Source organism: Microbispora sp. NPDC088329 (assembly GCF_040685655.1).
Lineage (GTDB): Bacteria > Actinomycetota > Actinomycetes > Streptosporangiales > Streptosporangiaceae > Microbispora.
The window spans coordinates 67,447-84,584 of sequence record NZ_JBFBIP010000018.1 but is presented as its reverse complement, the minus strand read 5'-3'; the positions used below and the strand labels follow the sequence as shown (position 1 = coordinate 84,584).

The following is a 17,138-nucleotide window of genomic DNA, read 5'->3' as shown; positions in this document are numbered from 1 at the left end:
CGTGACGCCAGGCGGCGGCGCCGACACGTAGAAGAAGCCGCGGTTGCCCGTGCCCGGCTCGACGATGCCCGAAAAAGGAGTTGAGGACAGCTCTGTACTCCCCTGTACGGTTGGGGACGCGTTGGAGCGCGAGGAGGACGCCCTTCATGGACGATCGGATCAGGGTTGGGTTCGTCGGGCTGGGGATCACCTCCCGCAGCCATTTCGCGGTGCTCGAACAGCGACCCGAGGTCGCCTTGGAGTTCGCCGTCGATCCCAAGGTCACGGAGCCGCCCGCGTTCCGCGGCACCACGCCCCCGCACTACCGCGACCTCGCGGAGGCGTTGGACGCGCACCGGGCGGACCTGATCGTGATCGCCACTCCGACGCAGACCCATGAGGAGCTGGCGGCACAGGCGCTGACCGCGTCCTCCGCGAGAGTGCTGGTCGAGAAGCCGCTCGTACACGACCTCGCCGCGCTCACCCGGCTCCGTGCGCTGGACGGCGAGGTCGATGTCCGCGGCCGGGTGTTCACCGCGCACCACTTCGCGTTCGCGCCCGAGGTCCGCTGGGCGGCCGAGCAGATCGCGGCACATCCCGAGTGGGGTCCGATCACCCGGGTCACCTCGGCCTTCTACGACCCGTACGTCCTGCGGGGCGAGCAGGCGTTCGCGTCATACGTGTCGAGCTGGATGGACTCGGGGGTGAACCAGCTCAGCATGCTCGCCCGCTTCGTCGAGCCGGTGGCGCTGACCTCGCTCAGCGAGATGGACGGCGGCGCGAGCGCCTGGGCCACCTGTGAGTACCGCTCCCGCGGCAGGATCGGTCTGGCCTCGCTCCGATCGAGCTGGCTCACGGGCGAGAGCAGCAAGGGGACGACCTTCACCCTCGGCGAGACCGATGTGGAGGTGGTCGTCGACCACACCGCCAACACCGGCTTCGCCGCACGGACGGGAACCCTGCTCGCGGCGTACGGCCACGACGGCCGCACGCCCAGGAAGACGGCGCGCCACAGGCCGTTGTACGAGAGCCTGCTGTCCGGCGCGCCCGATCCCGTGCTCGGCTTCGACACGACTGTGACGATCACCGAGCTACACCATTCGAGGCCCTGAAGGGCGCGGTCCTTTCAGCCCGTCTTCGGGCAGATGGTGCCGTTCTTGGGAGCGCGCAGCGCGAGCAGGTAGTCGTCGACCGCGTTGTCCACGCAGGAGGAGCCGCTGCGGTAGGCCGTGTGCCCGTCGCCGTCGTACCCCAGGAGCACGCCCGAGGTCAGCTCCTTGGCGAGCCCCTGAGCCCACTCGTACGGCGTCGCGGGGTCGCGCAGGGTGCCGACGACGAGGATCGGCGGCGCGCCGGCGGCCTTGAGCGGCTTGTCGGTGCCGACGGACTTCGCGGGCCAGTAAGCACAGGGCAGCGAGCCCCACATCACGAACGACCCGAAGTGCGGCGCCGCCTTGGCGGCCTCGCCCGCGGCCCGCCGGTATGCGCCCAGCGCCTTGGGGAACGGGTGGTCCACGCAGTTGACGGCCATGTTCGCCTCGGTCTGGTTCGAGTACGAGCCGTCGGACCGCCGGTCGACCAGCAGGTCGGCCATCCGGAGCAGGTCCGTCCCGTCGCCCTGGTCGATCGCCTTGCCCAGGGCCTCACGCAGCCGGGGCCAGGCCGCGCGCTCGTACAACGGGGTGGCGATGCCGATCACCGTCCACGCCTCGTTGACCACGCGGCCGTCGCCGAGGTCGTTCTTCAGCGGCTGCCGGTCGGCCTTCGTCAACAGGTCGCTGATCTCCCGCATCGCGCCGTCCACCGTACGGCTCTTGAAGGGGCAGGAGCCGTTGAGGAAGCAGTCCTCGACGAAGGCCTTCAGCGCCACTTCGAAGCCCTTCGCCTGCACCTCGTTGGACTTCAGCGACGGCACGGCCGGGTCCACCGCGCCGTCGAGCACGAGTGCCCGCACGCGCGTGGGGAACAGATCGGCGTACATCGCGCCGAGGTAGGTGCCGTACGACTTGCCGAGGTAGGTGAGCCCGGGATCGCCGAGGACGCCGCGCAGGACGTCCATGTCCCTGGCCGCGTCGGCCGTGCCGACGTGGGGGAGCAGACGGGCCGACTTGGCCCCGCAGCTGTCGGCGAACTGCTTGGACACCTTGTCGAGTGTCGTGACCTCCTCCGGCGTGTCCGGGCTCGTGTCCGTCCCGATGTACGCGTCGAGCTGGGAGGCCGTCATGCACGTGACGGGGGTCGACTCGCCCACGCCGCGCGGGTCGAAGCCCACGATGTCGTACTGCGCGCGCACCTTGTCGCTGACCACGGACCGGGCCGCCCGGGCGTACTGGATGCCCGAACCCCCCGGCCCGCCGGGGTTGATGAGCAGGGAACCGGCGCGCTTGCCGGTGGCCGGCAGGCGGATCACGCCGAGCTCGATGCGCTCGCCGGAGGGCTTCTGGTAGTCGAGGGGGACCTGGATTCTGGCGCACTGGAAGCCGTCGCCGCAGCCCCGCCAGGCGGGCCGCTGGGCGTAGAACGGGCGCAGTTCGGCCGTGGGGGCCTCGACGGCCGGCTGTGACTTCGCCCCCGTGCTCGGCTGCTCCGTGGCGGCCGGCGTGTGGCTGGAGCACGCCGTGAACGGCAGCAGCGCGGCCAACGCCGCGACCGCCATTCGCCGGCTCGAACTGCCGCCGTACTGAGTACGAGGCGGCGTGACCTTCGCTTTCTGCCCACCCGATCGCATACCCGTCGTTTCCCCTGCCGTCGGCCTGCGTGACGAAGACCAGCATGCCGCCTGCCGGGGGCGGGCGGAGACCTGCCGGCCAGGGTGGCGAAGGATGAGGCCAAATGTCTGGCGGCTCGTCGGCGCCGTCATGCGGGACACGGGATTTTTCCTGTGACAGATGTGCCTGGTACGCCCTGTTTCCGCTGGTCATAGGGCAAAGAGAGGCTCATCGGGCGGCTGGAGAAGTTTTACCGATCTTCGTGATTGTGCCGGTCTCCCGGACGCGCTCCGAGGGCGCGACGCTCCCGGGTGGCGACGGGTGCGCGAGAACTGTGACGACCCTGTAGACTGTGCGAAGCCGTTCGCGGCGTGCCGCCTTAGCTCAGTCGGCCAGAGCACTTCACTCGTAATGAAGGGGTCAAGGGTTCGATTCCCTTAGGCGGCTCCAGCTCAGAGGCTCTCCCGGACTACCGGGAGGGCCTTTTTGGTCTCCGTACAGCAACGCATACAGCAACGAGGAACCGGGGGTCCTCGCCGAGCTTCTGAGTAGGCATGCCTGCAACCCCCTGCCCCGAGCAGTGCTATGGGACAGTCGCGTTAGGCCGCGCGACTGGCTGCCAGAGAGTCGTCTCGCTTACCGGCCACCTAGTGCCGCATCAGGCAACGTTTGCCCTGTCGACCACCTCGCGTAGGCGTTCGTCGGCGGCGTGCTTGTTCCGCCAGATGATGTGGCGGCGGATTATGCTGCTCTGCTCCTTATGGGGCGTGGTCCGTCCCGTCCAGTGCGAAGTAGCGCAGGGCGGTGAACTGGGCCTCGATGGGGACTGTACGGTTTTCGGTGTAACTCCTGATCAAGGAGAACACCCCTGATGAGTACTGTGATCCAGGCATCGACGGAGATCGACCTGGATGACACCGCGGTGGCGCCCAAGGAGCCCGGAGCATCGGATCGCGAGCTCGTCGGCCGTCTGATCGACTAGGCCCGCGCCGAAGGACTGGACCTGGTCGGTGAGAACGGGCTGCTGGGTCGACTGACCAAGCTGGTCATGGAGTCGGCGCTGGAAGGTGAGATCACCGACCACCTCGGCTACGACAAGCACGAGCGAGCCGCCGGCGAAGCGGGAAACTCCCGCAACGGCACTCGCGCCAAGACCGTCCTCACCGACGTGGGACCGGTCGAGATCACCGTGCCGCGCGACCGCGACGGCAGCTTCGAGCCGAAGATCGTACGCAAGCGACAGCGGCGGCTGTCCGGCGTCGACGAGATGGTCATCTCGCTGGCGGCCAAGGGCCTGACCACCGGGGAGATTCCGCGCACCTGGCCGAGGTCTACGGCGCCGAGGTCTCCAAGCAGACCATCTCCACCATCACCGACAAGGTCATCGAGGGCATGACCGAGTGGCAGAACCGGCCGCTGGATCCGGTCTACCCGGTCATCTTCATCGACGCGATCCACGTGAAGATCCGCGACGGGCACGTCGCCAACCGGCCGATCTACGTGGCGCTGGCGGTCACCGTCAACGGCGAGCGCGACGTCCTGGGACTGTGGGCCGGTGACGGCGGTGAAGGCGCCACGTTCTGGCTGCACGTTTTGACCGAGATCAAGAACCGGGGCGTGGCCGATGCTCTGATGGTGGTCTGCGACGGGCTCAAGGGCCTGCCGGACGCGATCGAGGCCGTCAGGCCCCAGGCCGTCGTGCAGACGTGCGTGGTGCACCTGCTGCGCGCGTCGTTCCGGTACGCCGCCCGCCAGCACTGGGACGCCATCGCTAAGGCGCTGCGGCCGGTCTACACGGCGCCGACCGAGGCCGCCGCGCTGGAACGGTTTCTGGAACGGTTCTACGAGTTCGCCGAGGTGTGGGGCGGCCGGTATCCGGCGATCGTCAAGCTGTGGGAGAACGCCTGGGCCGAGTTCGTGCCCTTTCTGTCCTTCGATGCCGAGATCCGCCGGGTGATCTGCTCGACCAACGCGATCGAGTCGGTCAACGCCAGGATCCGGCGGGCGGTCAAGGCCCTTGGTCACTTCCCGAACGAGCAGGCCGCGCTCAAGTGCGTCTACATGGCGATCATGAGCCTGGACCCGACCGGCAATGGCCGCAAGCGCTGGATCACACGGTGGAAGGCCGCGCTGAACGCCTTCGCCATCACCTTCGAAGGCCGTCTGACCCCGACTTCCCGATAACCAATGAAGATCGAGTTACACCGTTAACTGGACACACCCCATCGCCTCACTGTGTGGGGCCGGTCAGGCGGCCGGCACGGTGCCGGGCTGGTCATGCACGTTTGCTACCGTGTTGATCTGATCTGTGCCCGCCTGGGTGAGGAAGACCCACGTCCCGTAGACGCCCCACATCAGGCCGAGCAGCGAACTCGCGGCGTAGAAGCCCATTCCGTTGGTGGAGCCGACGGTGGCGAACAGTCCGGCGGCGGCGATACCTGCCGCGAACACGACGAGCGCGACGACGAGGATGGGCCGCGCATGCTGGGACGTGCCGCGGCGGGCTGCGTGGTCGAGCACCGAGAGCAGACTTGCGCTTGCCGCTGCGGCGACCAACAGTTCGACCCCGAGTGCCCAGGTCGGCTGCGGCAGGGTGACCAGCGATGCGGTGACTGTGGTTGTCAGGAACAGGGAGACGGTTTGCGCGGCGCGGTTGCGGTATTCCTTGGAGGTGGCGACGACGTCGAAGCGGAAGGCGACAACGATGAAGGTGAGGCCGGTGAGGCCGGCGGCGCTTCCGCCGACGGTTGCGGCGAACGTGGTCCACATGGCGGTTGCTCCTGGGCGATCCGTGCTGGGGTGGAAGGTCTCGGTGCGATGAAGTGCGGTGGGCGGCGGCCGTCGCGCCGCCGCCCACCGCGCGGAACTACCTCGTTTCAACCTGGGCCATCGGGTCTTCACCGTTCTCCAGGGCGTTCACCGCGTTCTTCCAGGACGGGTCGGCCGAGTAGAGCTGGCTGCGCAAGTAGGCCCACACGAGAGCCCGCAGAGTCGCCACGCGCTCGGGATTTTCGTCGTTCGTCTCCGCCGCGTCATATCCGGATATGCCACCGAAGATGTGACCAGCGCCGTACATGGTCACCATGGTTTTGTTGCCGCCGGGGCTGGCCGAGTAAGCGTCAGCACGGTAGCTGAGCCGATTGGAGAAGTTGGGGTTGAGGTCCTGATCGCCCACGATGATCAGGCCGGTGCCTGTCATCTGCTTGAAGTCGGTGTAATACAGCACCGGGTAGTTCGTCTTGGCCCACTCGGCGAAGTGTTCGTCGTTGCCGATGCCCGGAGCTCCAATGAGCACTCCCGCCTTGACACGGGAGTCGGAGAGGTCCTTCGGCCGGTCGTCGTCCGGGTCCAGCATCTGGGCTCCGAGGAGGAGGGAGACGGTGTTGCCGCCCAGAGAGTGCCCTACGGCACCGACACGGTCCCTGTCGATCCGCCGTTCGGCAAGACCAGGGACGGCGGCCTCGATGTCGTCGAGGCGGTCGAGGATGTTGTGCATGTCGGTGGCGCGGTCACGCCAGAACAGGGGCGCGTCCTTGAGGTCGGTGTCGCGCAGACCGAGGGCCGTCGAGTCCAGGTGGGTCGGCTGGATGACCGCGAACCCGTGGGCGGCGAAGAAGTTCGCCAGCGGCCCGTAGCCGTTGTAGGAGGACAGGAAGTTCGCCAGCCCGTGCCCGTGGGACAGGAGGATGAGCGGCAGGTCGGTGCCGGTCGCGGGGATCGACACCTTGACCTCCAGCGGCACGGGCCGGCCGGGAACGTCGAGGGTGACCGGGTGGTAGGTGAGGACGGGTTGCGACGCGTTGACCGGGATGTTGGCGGCGTCGCTGTACGGCTTGCTCATCGGAGCCCTTTCGAGATCGGTGTCGACATAGCGCGTGTCGTAACTGGCGGTAGGCATGGAATCGGCGGTCGTGGCCGCGAGCCTGATGGGCCAGGGACGGCCGCCCGACACCTGGGTCGGTGTGGACGGCGATCTCCGCGGCGGTGCACAAATCTCGTCAGGTGTTCGTCCCGCGGTCTTGCGGCAGGGGGAGGACGACTGGCTCGACCATCGACTGTCATGCCTCCCTAGCCCGACGGGTGCACTTGTCTACCGGGAACTGTAAGATCAATCGGACAACCCGAACTAGGGCGAAAGTGACATGGCTGAGTCCGCAACCGATGGGCGTCGCAGAAGAGCACGGTTCGGAGTCGAGAGCCTGGTTGTGCGCGCTGCCGATGGTGACTTCCCGACCGCTGTGAACGGCGGGTACACCGTCAAGATCACGCATGGTGGCTCCGCACCCCCTTTTCAGTACCTCGGGCGAACCCAGAGCCCCCCTGTTCCTGGCGCGGTGACGGTGATCGAGCCCCATGAGGTCGTGAGCTGCCTCGAACAGGACAAAGCCGCCGCTGACGGCCAGGCCATTGTGCAACTGATGTTCCTCGACGCCGATCTCATGCCGGTCGGCACAGGCCGGCCGCGCTTTCACGAGGTGACCTATTCAGACCGCGGCCTCTTCGACGGCATCGCTGCGCTGCACAGGGATTTGGCGCACGGCGAGGACGAGTTGGATCTCGAGTCGTCGCTGATCCGCTTGCTGAACGTCCTGCTCACCAGGCATGCGGATGCTCCCGGCGCAGCGAGTCCGACACTGCGTCCTCGAGCGCTTCGTCAAGTACGGGAGATGCTCCACAGCCAACTGAACTCCAACATCAAGCTCGACGACCTCGCGGCAGTCGCCGGTTGCAGCAAACGCCATTTGATCAGGAGTTTCCGGCAGGCTTACGGGGTTCCACCGCACCATTACCGGACCCTGTTGCGCTTGGCCGGCGCCAAGTCCATGCTGGCAGCGGGACGACCCGTGGCAGAGACCGCCGCCGAGCTCGGTTACTGCGACCAGAGCCAGCTCAACCGGCACTTTCGGCGGCGGTTCGGCATGAGCGCAGGTGGCTATGCCAGGACCGTGCGGTAGACCTGCGATGTCTTGGCTCGACTGCCACCTTGCCGGCCCCCATGGGAAAGCGCTGACCGGTGGGCCGACTCACCTCCGCTGGAGTGGTCTATCTAGTGCCGTAGCAGGCAACGTTCGCCCTGTCGACGACGGCGCGTAGACGCCGGTCGTCGGCATGGCGGTTGCGCCAGATGATGTAGTGGCGGATCATGCTGCCCTGCTCCTTGTGACTGGCATGGTCGGTGCCGTCCAGGGCGAATCGTGTGCTGGGCCCTCCCATTGATGGAGGGCCCAGCAGTGTGTTGTAGTCGGTGAGCCTGCTAAATCGCGTCAAGGTAGCTCTCGGCCGAGACTCTTGTTCAGCCGGTCGAGAGCCTTACGCGTCTCCGGGGTTGGGACCTGCGTGTAGACGTCCATCGTCACCGAGATCTGCGAGTGCCGGAGGACGCGCATTGCGACGCGTGGGTGAACGTCGAGCGCAGCCAGGAGTGAGGCGCAAGTGTGCCGGGTGTCGTGCACGCGGATGCGCGGGACTTCGGCGTTCCGGCAGCGCATCTCGAACGAGCGGTTGAAGTTCCGCGGTTCGATCGGCGTGCCGTACCTCGTGGTGAAGACGAGGTCCGAGTCCTTCCAGCGCTCTCCCACTTCCTTCTGCGCGTCGTCCTGGACACGGCGACGGTGCTTGAGTGCGGTCACGCACAGCCCGGGGAGCGGAAGCGAGGCAGCCGAGCCTTCCGTCTTGGTGGTGTCCCGGTGGAGAAGCTCGCCTCGCACGCGGTTGAGCTGATGAGAGACCCATAGCTCTTGGCCGGCCAGGTCGACACAGTCCCAGGTCAAACCGAGGACCTCTCCCCGTCTGAGACCGAGCACCAGCGTGAGCACGAAGGCGGCGTAGAGCGGCTCTTCCACGGCCCGAAGGTGTTCGAGGAACCGGCGCGCCTCGTCGACGCTCCACGTGTCATGCTTCCGCTTCTTGCTGCTCTTGTTCGCGCTAGGCAGCGTGGTCAGCGCCACTACGTTTTTGGCGAGCAGTTCTTCGCGGACGGCCTGACCGATGGCGGATCGCAGGACCCGGCGAATACTGGCGATGGTGCCCCGAGACGGGTAGCTCTTGCAGCACTTGCCCTTGGAACAGCACCGTTTGGCTTCCGGGCGCTTGAGATCCTTCTGCTGATCGCAGCAGGTGCAGAGCATCGGAAGCGTGCTCAACCAGGTCTGCACCTCGTGCACGGTCAGCTTGTCGAGCCGCTTCTTGCCGAGCCCGGGAATCATGTAGAGACGGACGAGCGCCTCGTAACCCGCGTAGGTCGTCGGTGCGCGGTTGGGCTTGACGACCTCGGCGAGCCAGCGATTGAGGTACGCCGCCACTGTAGGCGCGCTGGGCCGGGTTTGGCTTGGGCGGGCCGGCGGGGCGGCCCTCGGCAGGATCGGCGAAGCGTTCGCCGTAGGTATGAAGCCAGATCACCCGCTGGCCGAGTCGTACGGCCTGCGCCCACAGTTCGGGGTCAGCCGTGAGCGGCACCCGCACCCCGGGAGTCCGCAGGTCCTCGGCGAAGCGCGCGGTATATCCGCCGTGCGCGGTCACCGCGGCGATGTAGGTGAGCACATCCGGAGCCGCGACGGGAAGGCAGAAGTGGTGAGACAGCAGGCGGACGAGGCCGGGAGCGAGGTTGGGGGCGGGCAGCGCAGAATTGTCCCGGAAGAGTGGCAATACTCGCCCGCCTCGACCATTAGAGTGATGGACATTTGGAACAAGGGAAGTGAACGTCAGTGCGGGACCATTCTCGATCGGATGGGCGTGCTGCTCAGTTGTAAAGATCTGAGCCTCTCCTAAGCCCTGCCAAAGTGCCATCCGTGGGTAGTCGATGACTCGCGAGTCAAGCAGGATGTGTTGGCGATCGAAGCTGCGAACGGCCACCATACTTGTGGAAGCCATCGCGGCTGAGCGTTGCGGCGCGACTCTCGCCGAGGGTGGATGGATGATCGGTGACAACCCAACCGCTGACATAGCCGGCGGACGCGCCGTGGGCCTTCGAACGATCTGGATTAACCGAGGCACCTGACCCGGAGTCGACCACCAGGCCGACCATGTGGTTACCGACGTACTGCAAGCCATCGATATTCTTCAGCGCCACGGCTGATCTGACGACAACGTCGGCCACCCTGACCGCGCGCCGACAACCGCCCCAGCACCGCTGACCTCAGCAGGGTCCGGGGGAGTTGGGCTCTGCATCGCGAGCGCTGACCAGAGGACGGCACCGCAGTTCACGGGGAGTGCTGTACAGCAGCGCCGTACAGCAACACCGCCTTACGCACTCACACCCCACCGGCCCGCACCTACCGCCCGATCAGGGCGCGAGCCCGCCGACCTAGACACTGCCTCTCACTCGTAATGAAGGGGACAAGGGTTCGATTCCCTTAGGCGGCTCCACCTCAGAGGCCCTCCCGGGAGCATCCGGGAGGGTTTTTGCTTGTCACCCTTGCCACAGGGCCCTGACCGCGACCGCCCCAGTCCGCCTCCCGACCGGCTCGACCCGGTGCCGACCGAGACCTGAGATGCCTTCGGTGGTGGACGTTGCCGTCACGGAGCTGCCGACGCTTGGGGCTCAGCAGGCGATATATCAGCTTCCACCGGACTGTCGGGCTTCGGGGCTGACTTCCCACAGCTGGTCCATACTTCCCGCCAAAGGGGAGTAGTGAATCTTGGCGAGAACGGGGTGCTTCAGGCGCTTGAGAACCGCGGTCATCTGACGGGGACTGCAGGCTATTGAGCCCACGCCCTCCTCGTCGGGCATGCGCGGATCAGTACGGGTGAGCCAGTCGGCGTTACATGCCTCAGTGACTCGAACGAATCCAACCATCCAGTCGTACCCGAGTTTCATCGGCTGACCGCCCTCCGGGGTGAAGGTCACGATGCCGCTGATGCTGGGGTCCGGAGTTCCGTCTCCGAGATACCGAAGGGTGCCGAAGGCGACCTTGCCTCTCTCAGTCGCGACACCGGCCCAGAACTGATGGATCGTAGTGGCCCTGGTGCCGTTATAAACAATGCGGACCAGTGTGGGGCCGAGAGTGAAAACGGAAGCGAGGTCGCGAGGAGCACATGCGGTCTTGCCGAGGCCCTTGGCGCTTACGGCGTATTTGCCTGCGTTGTCCTTGGCCTCGCATGTGACCGTTGTCCGGTAGAAGGAGGCCGAGGAGTAGTCAAGCCGGATCTCTTTGGCTCCGGCCATAGGCTTCAGGGCGAAACTCCTGATCCCGTAGTGCATCGTGACCGGCTTGGCTGCGCGCGGCACGATACGGAGTTTTCCCTTCCCGTCCGGCCAGGCCCAGCCGTACGCGACTTTGGGAGAGGAGGAGGCTTGGGCCGGAACGGCGGTCAGGCCGGTCGCGATGAGGCCGAGAATGGCGGTGGAGGCTAACAGTCGCACGAGGTTCTCCCGGGGAAGGCGGTACGGCGCTACACGGGACGCACAGCCTACTGACCCGATACGACATTTACTGGGGTTCAGTCTGGTGACGACATGTTCCCCCCCAAACCTCCCCAGTCCGCTTCTGCGTGACCGGCACATCGTAAAGGCGGGTGGCGCGGATCTGGAGAGCGAGCGATTGCCATCTCGGCGGGTGACATCGTCCTTGAACGGGGCTTTTTAGCCATGCTGCCCAAGTTCTGAGAAAATTCGCCAACGTACATACGGGTCCAGCGGCCATCGAGGAACCGCCTCCCCTCGGAGACCTGCCGTTCGTGCTCGGCACGATCGGCATCGAAGTCATCCGCCATGAGCCTCAGGTAGGCGGCGAAGTCTTGAATGTCGCGAACATGTCGCCGAAAGCGTCCTCCGGGTGTTGTGATCCGGCGAATGTGGCCGTTTGATGGGGATTCATGCTGAGGCTGATGATCGGCCAGTTACGCCGCCAGTCGGTGCGCTCGATGACGATGCTGCTCGGCGTGTTGCTGGCCACGAGCGGGTTCACCCTGCTCACCGGCTCGGTGGAGACCTCACGCCTGCGCGTGACCGGGACCGTGGACGACAACTACCGGAGCACGTACGACGTGCTGGTGCGGCCCAAGGGGAGCCGGGACGCGCAGGAGCTCACGCACGGGCAGGTGCGTCCGAACTTCCTTTCCGGCCAGTTCGGCGGCATCACGCTCGACCAGTGGCGGCGGATACTCGCGCTGCCCGGCGTCGAGGTGGCCGCTCCGGTGGCGATGGTGGGGTACGTCGACGTGACGGCGACCGCCGAGATCGACCTCACGGAGCAGCTCGACCGAGGGGCGCGACGGCAGTTGCTCAAGGTGGACAGGACGTGGACCAGCGACCGGGGACTGTCGACGATCGACGACCCGGGTGACAGGTACGTGTACGTGACCCGCAACCCCGTGCTGTGGCCGCGGTTCACGACGAGCAAGACGAACTTCGTGGAGTTCGCCGGCTACCGCTACGAGGGCCGGAAGGTGCGGGTGGACGACGCGGTATGTGACCGCCCGGGGATGTCGTCCGGCCACCCGGCGGCCGAAGTCCTCCCGGACGGACGGATTCAGCCGATCTGTCCCACCACGCGCAAGCGGGAGCCCGGACGCACCTACCTGACGGCGGCGGACCGGTCCCGCGTGGACGTCTACCAGATGCTGCCGGACGGCGGTTTCCGCACCCGGCTCGGCGACGCTGGCGGTGGGATCATTCCCAGACAGGTCCGGCTGCCGCGCCTGACGCTCCCCGTCAGCTGGCCCGTGCCGCTGTTGCTGGCGGCCGTCGATCCCGTGCAGGAGGCGGAACTGGTCGGGCTGGATCGCGCCGTGGTCACCGGGCGTCACCTGCGCGCGACCGACGGCCCGACGCCGACCAGGTGGGCGCTGTTCGCCGATGTTCCCATGCTGCTCTCGTCGACCGCGCACATCGACGAGCAGCTGACCGCCGGAGTCTCCCGGCTGGACCTGCCGCCGGAGATCGCGAGTCTGCGCGGCGATGAGCTGTGGAAGCGGCTACGGGCGGAGCCGGCCCGGCGCACGTCGACCGTGCGCGTCGACGCGGAGAGCGTCTACCGGCAGGTCGGCGAGCGCCCGATCACCGACCCCGGCGACACGTGGCTCAACGTGGACCGCGTCATCCAGTCCGGCCGCCCACGCTATGGGAGCGGAGAGGGAGTGCTGAAGCCGGATCCCGTCACCGTCGACCTCGACGAGGTGTGGCGGCAGGAGAACTCCCTCGTGGACACCTCGGCCCCCTTGTTCGCGCACGATCGGGCGCTCCGGCCGTTGGCCAAACGCGAGCTGGCCGGCCCCGGTGGCGTGTCCGTATACGCGTTCCCGCGGGTGGTGGGCAAATTCGACGCGGCCGGGCTGACCGAGTTCTCCGCGTTGTCCGCGGTGCCGCTGGAGACGTATCAGCCGGCGAGCGCGACCGGCGCGGACCGGGCCGCGCGGGCGGCGCTGGGGAACCGCCCGCTGCTGCCCAACGGCAACCCCGGCGGCTACCTGGCCACCCCGCCCCAGCTCCTGACGACGCTGACCGCGCTGCCCCTGCTCATCCGCGGCGACGACCCGGCGCAGGAAGCGCCGGTCTCCGCGATCCGGGTGCGGGTCGCCGGGGTCACCGGGCTGGACGATCTGTCTCAGGAGCGGATCCGCGCGGTCGCCGAGAAGATCGCCACCACGACCGGGCTCGAGGTGGACATCACCATCGGCTCCTCCCCGGCCCCGCGCTCGGTCGAGCTGCCGGCCGGCGTGTTCGGCCGCCCCGAGCTGCGCCTGCTGGAGAACTGGACGACCAAGGGCGTGGCGGTCGCGCTGACCAGGGCCGTCGACCAGAAGAGCGCGCTGCTGTTCGGTCTCATCCTCGTGGTGTGCGTGCTGTTCCTGGGCAACGCGGTGGCCGCGTCGGTCCGGGTGCGGCGGCGCGAGCTGGCCGTCCTCGGCTGTCTGGGCTGGCCGGCCGGGCGGCTGGCCGCGCTGGTGATGGGGGAGGTGGTGCTGGTCGGCCTGGTGGCCGGGGTCCTGGGCGCCGCCGTGTCCCTGCCGCTGGCCGCCGCCACCGGCATCGAGGTGAGCGCCGGACACGCGCTGCTGGCCGTACCGGTCGCCTGCGGGATCGCCCTGCTCGGCGGGCTGGTGCCCGCGCTGCGCGCGGGGCGGGCGCACCCGATGGCGGCGATCCGTCCCCCCGTGGTCACCCGCACCCGGGCGCGGCGCGCCCGGACGGTGTACGGCATGGCGGTGGGCAACCTGGTCCGGGTCCCGACCCGCAGCCTGGTCGGCGTGCTGGCCCTCGCGGCCGGAGTTGCGGCGGTGTCCACACTGCTGGTGATCACCTGGCGGTTCCACGGCGAGGCCCAGGGCACGCTGCTGGGCGACGCCGTCTCGCTCCAGGTGCGCGGGGTCGATCTGGCCGCCGCCGTCACCACGGTGGCGCTCGGCGTGTTCGCCATCGCGGACGCCCTCTACCTGAGCGTCAGGGAACGCAGCGGCGAGCTGGCCGCGCTGCGCGCGTGCGGATGGTCCGACGGGGAGCTCGGCCGCCTGATCGTCACCGAGGGTGCGCTGCTCGGCCTGACCGGTGCGGTGCTCGGGGCCGGTCTCGGCCTCGGTGTGCTGGCCGCGTTCCTGGGCGGCCTCACCTGGGCGACCGTGAGCGCCACGCTTCCGGTCGCCGCGGCCGGAACCGCGTTCGCGGTGCTGGCCGCCGCCGTCCCCGCGCAGCTCATGCGCCGGCTGCCGCTCGCCGCCGTGCTGGCGGAGGACTGAGACCGTCGATGAGGCACGTGGATCCCGCTTCACGCCGACCGCGCCGCGCGCGGTCCTGGGCGCGACCGGGCGCTGGTGGTCGTGTCAGGGTCGCGGGACGATGTGGGCGAGCGGGACCGGCTCCGAAAACCCGCGGCGAGGGCGGAAAGGTGACGATGGAGACGCCTACGACCGGCACCCGGCGCGGTGTCGAGGTGACGATCAGGGGACTGGCCAAGCGGTTCGGTCAGGGAGACGGCCGGATCGTCGCCGCCGACGACGTGTCGCTGCACGTGCCGGCGGGGCAACGGGTCGCCGTGGTCGGTGCTTCGGGCTCCGGCAAGTCCACCCTGCTCCACCTGATCGGCGGCATGGAACGGGTGGACGGCGGCACGATCACCGTCGGGGACCGGGAGGTGACCGCGCTCGGCCGCCGTGAGCTGTCGGTCTACCGCCGCAGCGTCGGCTTCGTCTTCCAGCGGTTCCACCTGCTGCCCGCGCTCACCGTCCTGGACAACGTCCTCGCCCCCGTGCTGCCCCGCCGGTTGGACTTCGACCGTACGGAACGGGCCCGGCAGCTGCTCGCCGCCGTGGGCCTGCTGGACCGGGCGCACGCCGTGCCGTCGCAGCTGTCCGGCGGGCAGCAGCAGCGGGTCGCGGTGGCGCGTGCGCTGATCGGCGACCCGCGGCTGATCCTGGCCGACGAGCCCACGGGCAACCTCGACTCGGCCACCGGCCGGGAGGTGATGGAGCTGGTCGATCGCCTGGTCGCCGAGCAGGGGCTGACCCTGCTGGTCGCCACCCACGACGACGGGGTGGCCGCGCACTGCGATCGGATCATCCGCATCCGGGACGGCCGGATCGTCGACGACACCGCGCGCTGACCGCAGCACGCTGGTGTGTCCGGCCCGGTGCTCGGCGACCGCCAGGCGGTCGAAGGGCGACGGTCGACCCAGTCGATGACGAGCCGGCGCTCGGCGACGCCGGCTGCGAGCGCGACGGCATTCCGGTGGTTTCCACGCCGCCTTCTTCGGTTGCCCGTCATTGTTCCGTAAGCATTCGCGAGCCCGGGCGGCGGTACGGTCGCGATTGTGCTGGTGAATGTCCTTCCCGGCGCGGACCTCGATTCGCCGTGCCGGGAAAACAAAGGTGCGTGATTCCGCCGTGAAGAAACGCGTCGAAACGCTGATGCGCGGCCTGCCCGGCCGCTTCGCCAGTGGGCTGCACTCCGAACGGGTGGCCGCCCGGCTCGGCCTGTGGCTCGGAATCAGCTTCACCGTCGCCTTCGCCACCGGCCTGTTCAGCCACTTCATGCAGCATCCTCCCGGGCGGCTGACGTGGCCGTCCCGGCCGGTCGGGCTCTACCGGGTCACGCAGGGCCTGCACGTGATCGGCGGGCTGGCGACGATTCCGCTGCTTTTCGCGAAACTCTGGACCGTTTATCCCAGACTGTGGCAGTGGCCGCCCTTCCGGTCGCTCTCTCACGCCGTGGAACGCGCGCTCGTGCTCGTTCTCGTCGGTGCTTCGCTGTTTCAATCGACAACCGGATTGCTGAACGTCTCGTACGCCTACCTGTGGCCGTTCTCCTTTCCGGCCGCGCACTATTGGACGGCATACCTCCTGTACGGGGCCCTGGTCATTCACGTTGTGAATGAATGGGCGAAGGTGCGCAGGCAGTTGTGGACGCGGGAAGAGGTCGAGCCACGGGAGGCGGTCACGACGCGGCGGCGTTTCCTCGGCACCGTGGCCGCTGCGTCGGGCCTCACCGTCCTGTTCACGGTGGGCGAGACGTATGTGCCGCTTTCCGGGTTCGCCCTTTTGGCGCCGCGCGACCCGCATACCGGTCCGCAGGGCCTGCCGGTCAACAAGTCCGCGGCCGCGGCGGGAGTGACCGCGGTGATCCACGATCCCGGATACCGGCTCACCCTGACCGGCGCGGTGCGCACGCCGCTGTCCCTCGCGTACGACGACCTGCTGCGGCTCCCGCAGCACACCGTCCGGCTGCCGATCGCCTGCGTGGAGGGCTGGAGCACCGAGGCCGAATGGTCGGGCATCCGGTTGCGCGACCTCGCCGCCCTGGCAGGTGTCGCGCCGGACGCCGTGCTCACGGTCGAGTCGCTGGAGAGGGGCGGGGGCTACCGGTCGAGCGAGGTGAGGCCACCGCACTGGAACGACCCGCTCACGCTGCTGGCTTTGCGGATCGACGGCGCGCCGCTCGCGCCCGACCACGGTTTCCCCGTACGGCTGATCGCGCCGAACAGGCCGGGCGCGCTGCAGACCAAGTGGGTGTCGAAGGTGGTGGCGGCGTGAACGTGGCGCGTTCGCTGGGGTACGGCCTCGGCGGCGGACTGGTCGTGGCCGGGATCGCCGGCCTGGTCGTGGACGCTCGTCTGACCGACCCGCTCGGCTGGGCCCTGTGGTTCGGCGGGTTGATCGTGGCGCACGATGGAGTGCTCGTGCCCCTGGTCCTGCTGACCGGCGTCGCCACCGGGAGGCTGCGCGAGCCGTCGCCGGTGCGGGCGGGGCTGACCGTCGCGGCCGTGCTGTCCTTCCTCGCCCTGCCGATGGTCGCGGGCATCGGCCGACGGGCCGACAACCCCTCACTCCTGCCGCTGGACTACGGGCGGAACCTGCTCGTCGTGCTGGGTCTGATCGCGCTCGTGACGGCGCTCACCGTGATCGCCCTGCGGCTTCGGGAGAGCCGCCGGCGCGGATAGAAGCCCGCTCAGCCGGTGGCTGGTCGCGGTCACGGCGTCGATGAGGTCCCGGTAGGGCTCGTCCCACGGGTCCTTCAGCCCG

Annotated in this window: 12 protein-coding genes, 1 tRNA gene and 2 pseudogenes; 9 read left to right on the top strand and 6 right to left on the bottom strand. The window is 68.3% G+C overall.

Features of this window, described 5'->3' with window-relative positions; genetic code table 11:
* Nucleotides 1-146 precede the first annotated feature (146 nt).
* Nucleotides 147-1,091: a Gfo/Idh/MocA family oxidoreductase gene (locus AB0O28_RS28650; RefSeq protein WP_363645452.1), complete on the top strand. Its 945-nt coding sequence runs from the start codon at nucleotides 147-149 to the stop codon at nucleotides 1,089-1,091.
* 14 nt (nucleotides 1,092-1,105) lie between these two features.
* On the opposite strand, the gene AB0O28_RS28645 is transcribed toward AB0O28_RS28650, so the two are convergent.
* A complete protein-coding gene (locus AB0O28_RS28645) occupies nucleotides 1,106-2,635 on the bottom strand; it encodes an alpha/beta hydrolase (protein WP_363645450.1) in 1,530 nt (509 codons plus the stop codon).
* 425 nt (nucleotides 2,636-3,060) lie between these two features.
* Here AB0O28_RS28645 and AB0O28_RS28640 point away from each other — a divergent pair.
* Both AB0O28_RS28640 and AB0O28_RS28635 read left to right on the top strand, forming a co-directional pair.
* A tRNA-Thr gene (locus AB0O28_RS28640) sits at nucleotides 3,061-3,137 on the top strand.
* A gap of 421 nt (nucleotides 3,138-3,558) precedes the next feature.
* Nucleotides 3,559-4,871, top strand: a pseudogene (locus AB0O28_RS28635) (IS256 family transposase).
* Nucleotides 4,872-4,934: 63 nt separating this feature from the next.
* On the opposite strand, the gene AB0O28_RS28630 reads toward AB0O28_RS28635, so the two are convergent.
* Nucleotides 4,935-5,456, bottom strand: a complete 522-nt coding sequence (locus AB0O28_RS28630; protein WP_355047073.1) for a hypothetical protein — start codon at nucleotides 5,454-5,456, stop codon at nucleotides 4,935-4,937.
* Nucleotides 5,457-5,553: 97 nt separating this feature from the next.
* Complete coding sequence (locus tag AB0O28_RS28625; RefSeq protein ID WP_363645448.1) at nucleotides 5,554-6,585, bottom strand: chlorophyllase; 1,032 nt, start codon at nucleotides 6,583-6,585, stop codon at nucleotides 5,554-5,556.
* Nucleotides 6,586-7,021: 436 nt separating this feature from the next.
* On the opposite strand from AB0O28_RS28625, the gene AB0O28_RS28620 reads away from it, so the two are divergent.
* The gene (locus AB0O28_RS28620) at nucleotides 7,022-7,642 is read left to right on the top strand and encodes an AraC family transcriptional regulator (RefSeq protein ID WP_346230975.1); all 621 of its coding nucleotides are present in this window, start codon (nucleotides 7,022-7,024) and stop codon (nucleotides 7,640-7,642) included.
* Nucleotides 7,643-7,951: 309 nt separating this feature from the next.
* On the opposite strand, the gene AB0O28_RS28615 is transcribed toward AB0O28_RS28620, so the two are convergent.
* Nucleotides 7,952-8,989: a site-specific integrase gene (locus AB0O28_RS28615; protein ID WP_363645446.1), complete on the bottom strand. Its 1,038-nt coding sequence runs from the start codon at nucleotides 8,987-8,989 to the stop codon at nucleotides 7,952-7,954.
* A gap of 82 nt (nucleotides 8,990-9,071) precedes the next feature.
* Nucleotides 9,072-9,542 (bottom strand): annotated as a pseudogene (locus tag AB0O28_RS28610) (type ISP restriction/modification enzyme); the annotation flags it as partial.
* On the opposite strand from AB0O28_RS28610, the gene AB0O28_RS28605 reads away from it, so the two are divergent.
* The gene (locus AB0O28_RS28605) at nucleotides 9,487-9,684 is read left to right on the top strand and encodes an HAD hydrolase-like protein (RefSeq protein ID WP_363645444.1); all 198 of its coding nucleotides are present in this window, start codon (nucleotides 9,487-9,489) and stop codon (nucleotides 9,682-9,684) included. The pseudogene AB0O28_RS28610 and the gene AB0O28_RS28605 overlap by 56 nt on opposite strands.
* A gap of 558 nt (nucleotides 9,685-10,242) precedes the next feature.
* Here the strand turns inward: AB0O28_RS28605 and AB0O28_RS28600 are convergent.
* Nucleotides 10,243-11,049, bottom strand: coding sequence for a hypothetical protein (locus tag AB0O28_RS28600; protein ID WP_363645442.1), 807 nt, complete (start codon nucleotides 11,047-11,049; stop codon nucleotides 10,243-10,245).
* A 464-nt stretch (nucleotides 11,050-11,513) separates the two neighbouring features.
* On the opposite strand from AB0O28_RS28600, the gene AB0O28_RS28595 reads away from it, so the two are divergent.
* The 4 genes from AB0O28_RS28595 (at nucleotide 11,514) to AB0O28_RS28580 (ending at nucleotide 17,056) form a co-directional block, all read left to right on the top strand.
* Nucleotides 11,514-14,360, top strand: a complete 2,847-nt coding sequence (locus AB0O28_RS28595) for an ABC transporter permease (protein WP_363645440.1) — start codon at nucleotides 11,514-11,516, stop codon at nucleotides 14,358-14,360.
* Between the two features lie 155 nt (nucleotides 14,361-14,515).
* On the top strand, nucleotides 14,516-15,223 hold the full coding sequence (locus AB0O28_RS28590; RefSeq protein ID WP_363645438.1) for an ABC transporter ATP-binding protein: 708 nt from the start codon (nucleotides 14,516-14,518) through the stop codon (nucleotides 15,221-15,223).
* A 280-nt stretch (nucleotides 15,224-15,503) separates the two neighbouring features.
* Nucleotides 15,504-16,649 carry a molybdopterin-dependent oxidoreductase gene (locus AB0O28_RS28585; protein ID WP_363645436.1) on the top strand — a complete coding sequence of 382 codons (1,146 nt, stop codon included), beginning with the start codon at nucleotides 15,504-15,506 and terminating at the stop codon, nucleotides 16,647-16,649.
* Entirely contained in the window at nucleotides 16,646-17,056 is a 411-nt protein-coding gene (locus AB0O28_RS28580) for a hypothetical protein (protein WP_363645434.1), read from the top strand. The genes AB0O28_RS28585 and AB0O28_RS28580 overlap by 4 nt, the downstream gene beginning before the upstream one ends.
* Nucleotides 17,057-17,138 lie beyond the last annotated feature (82 nt).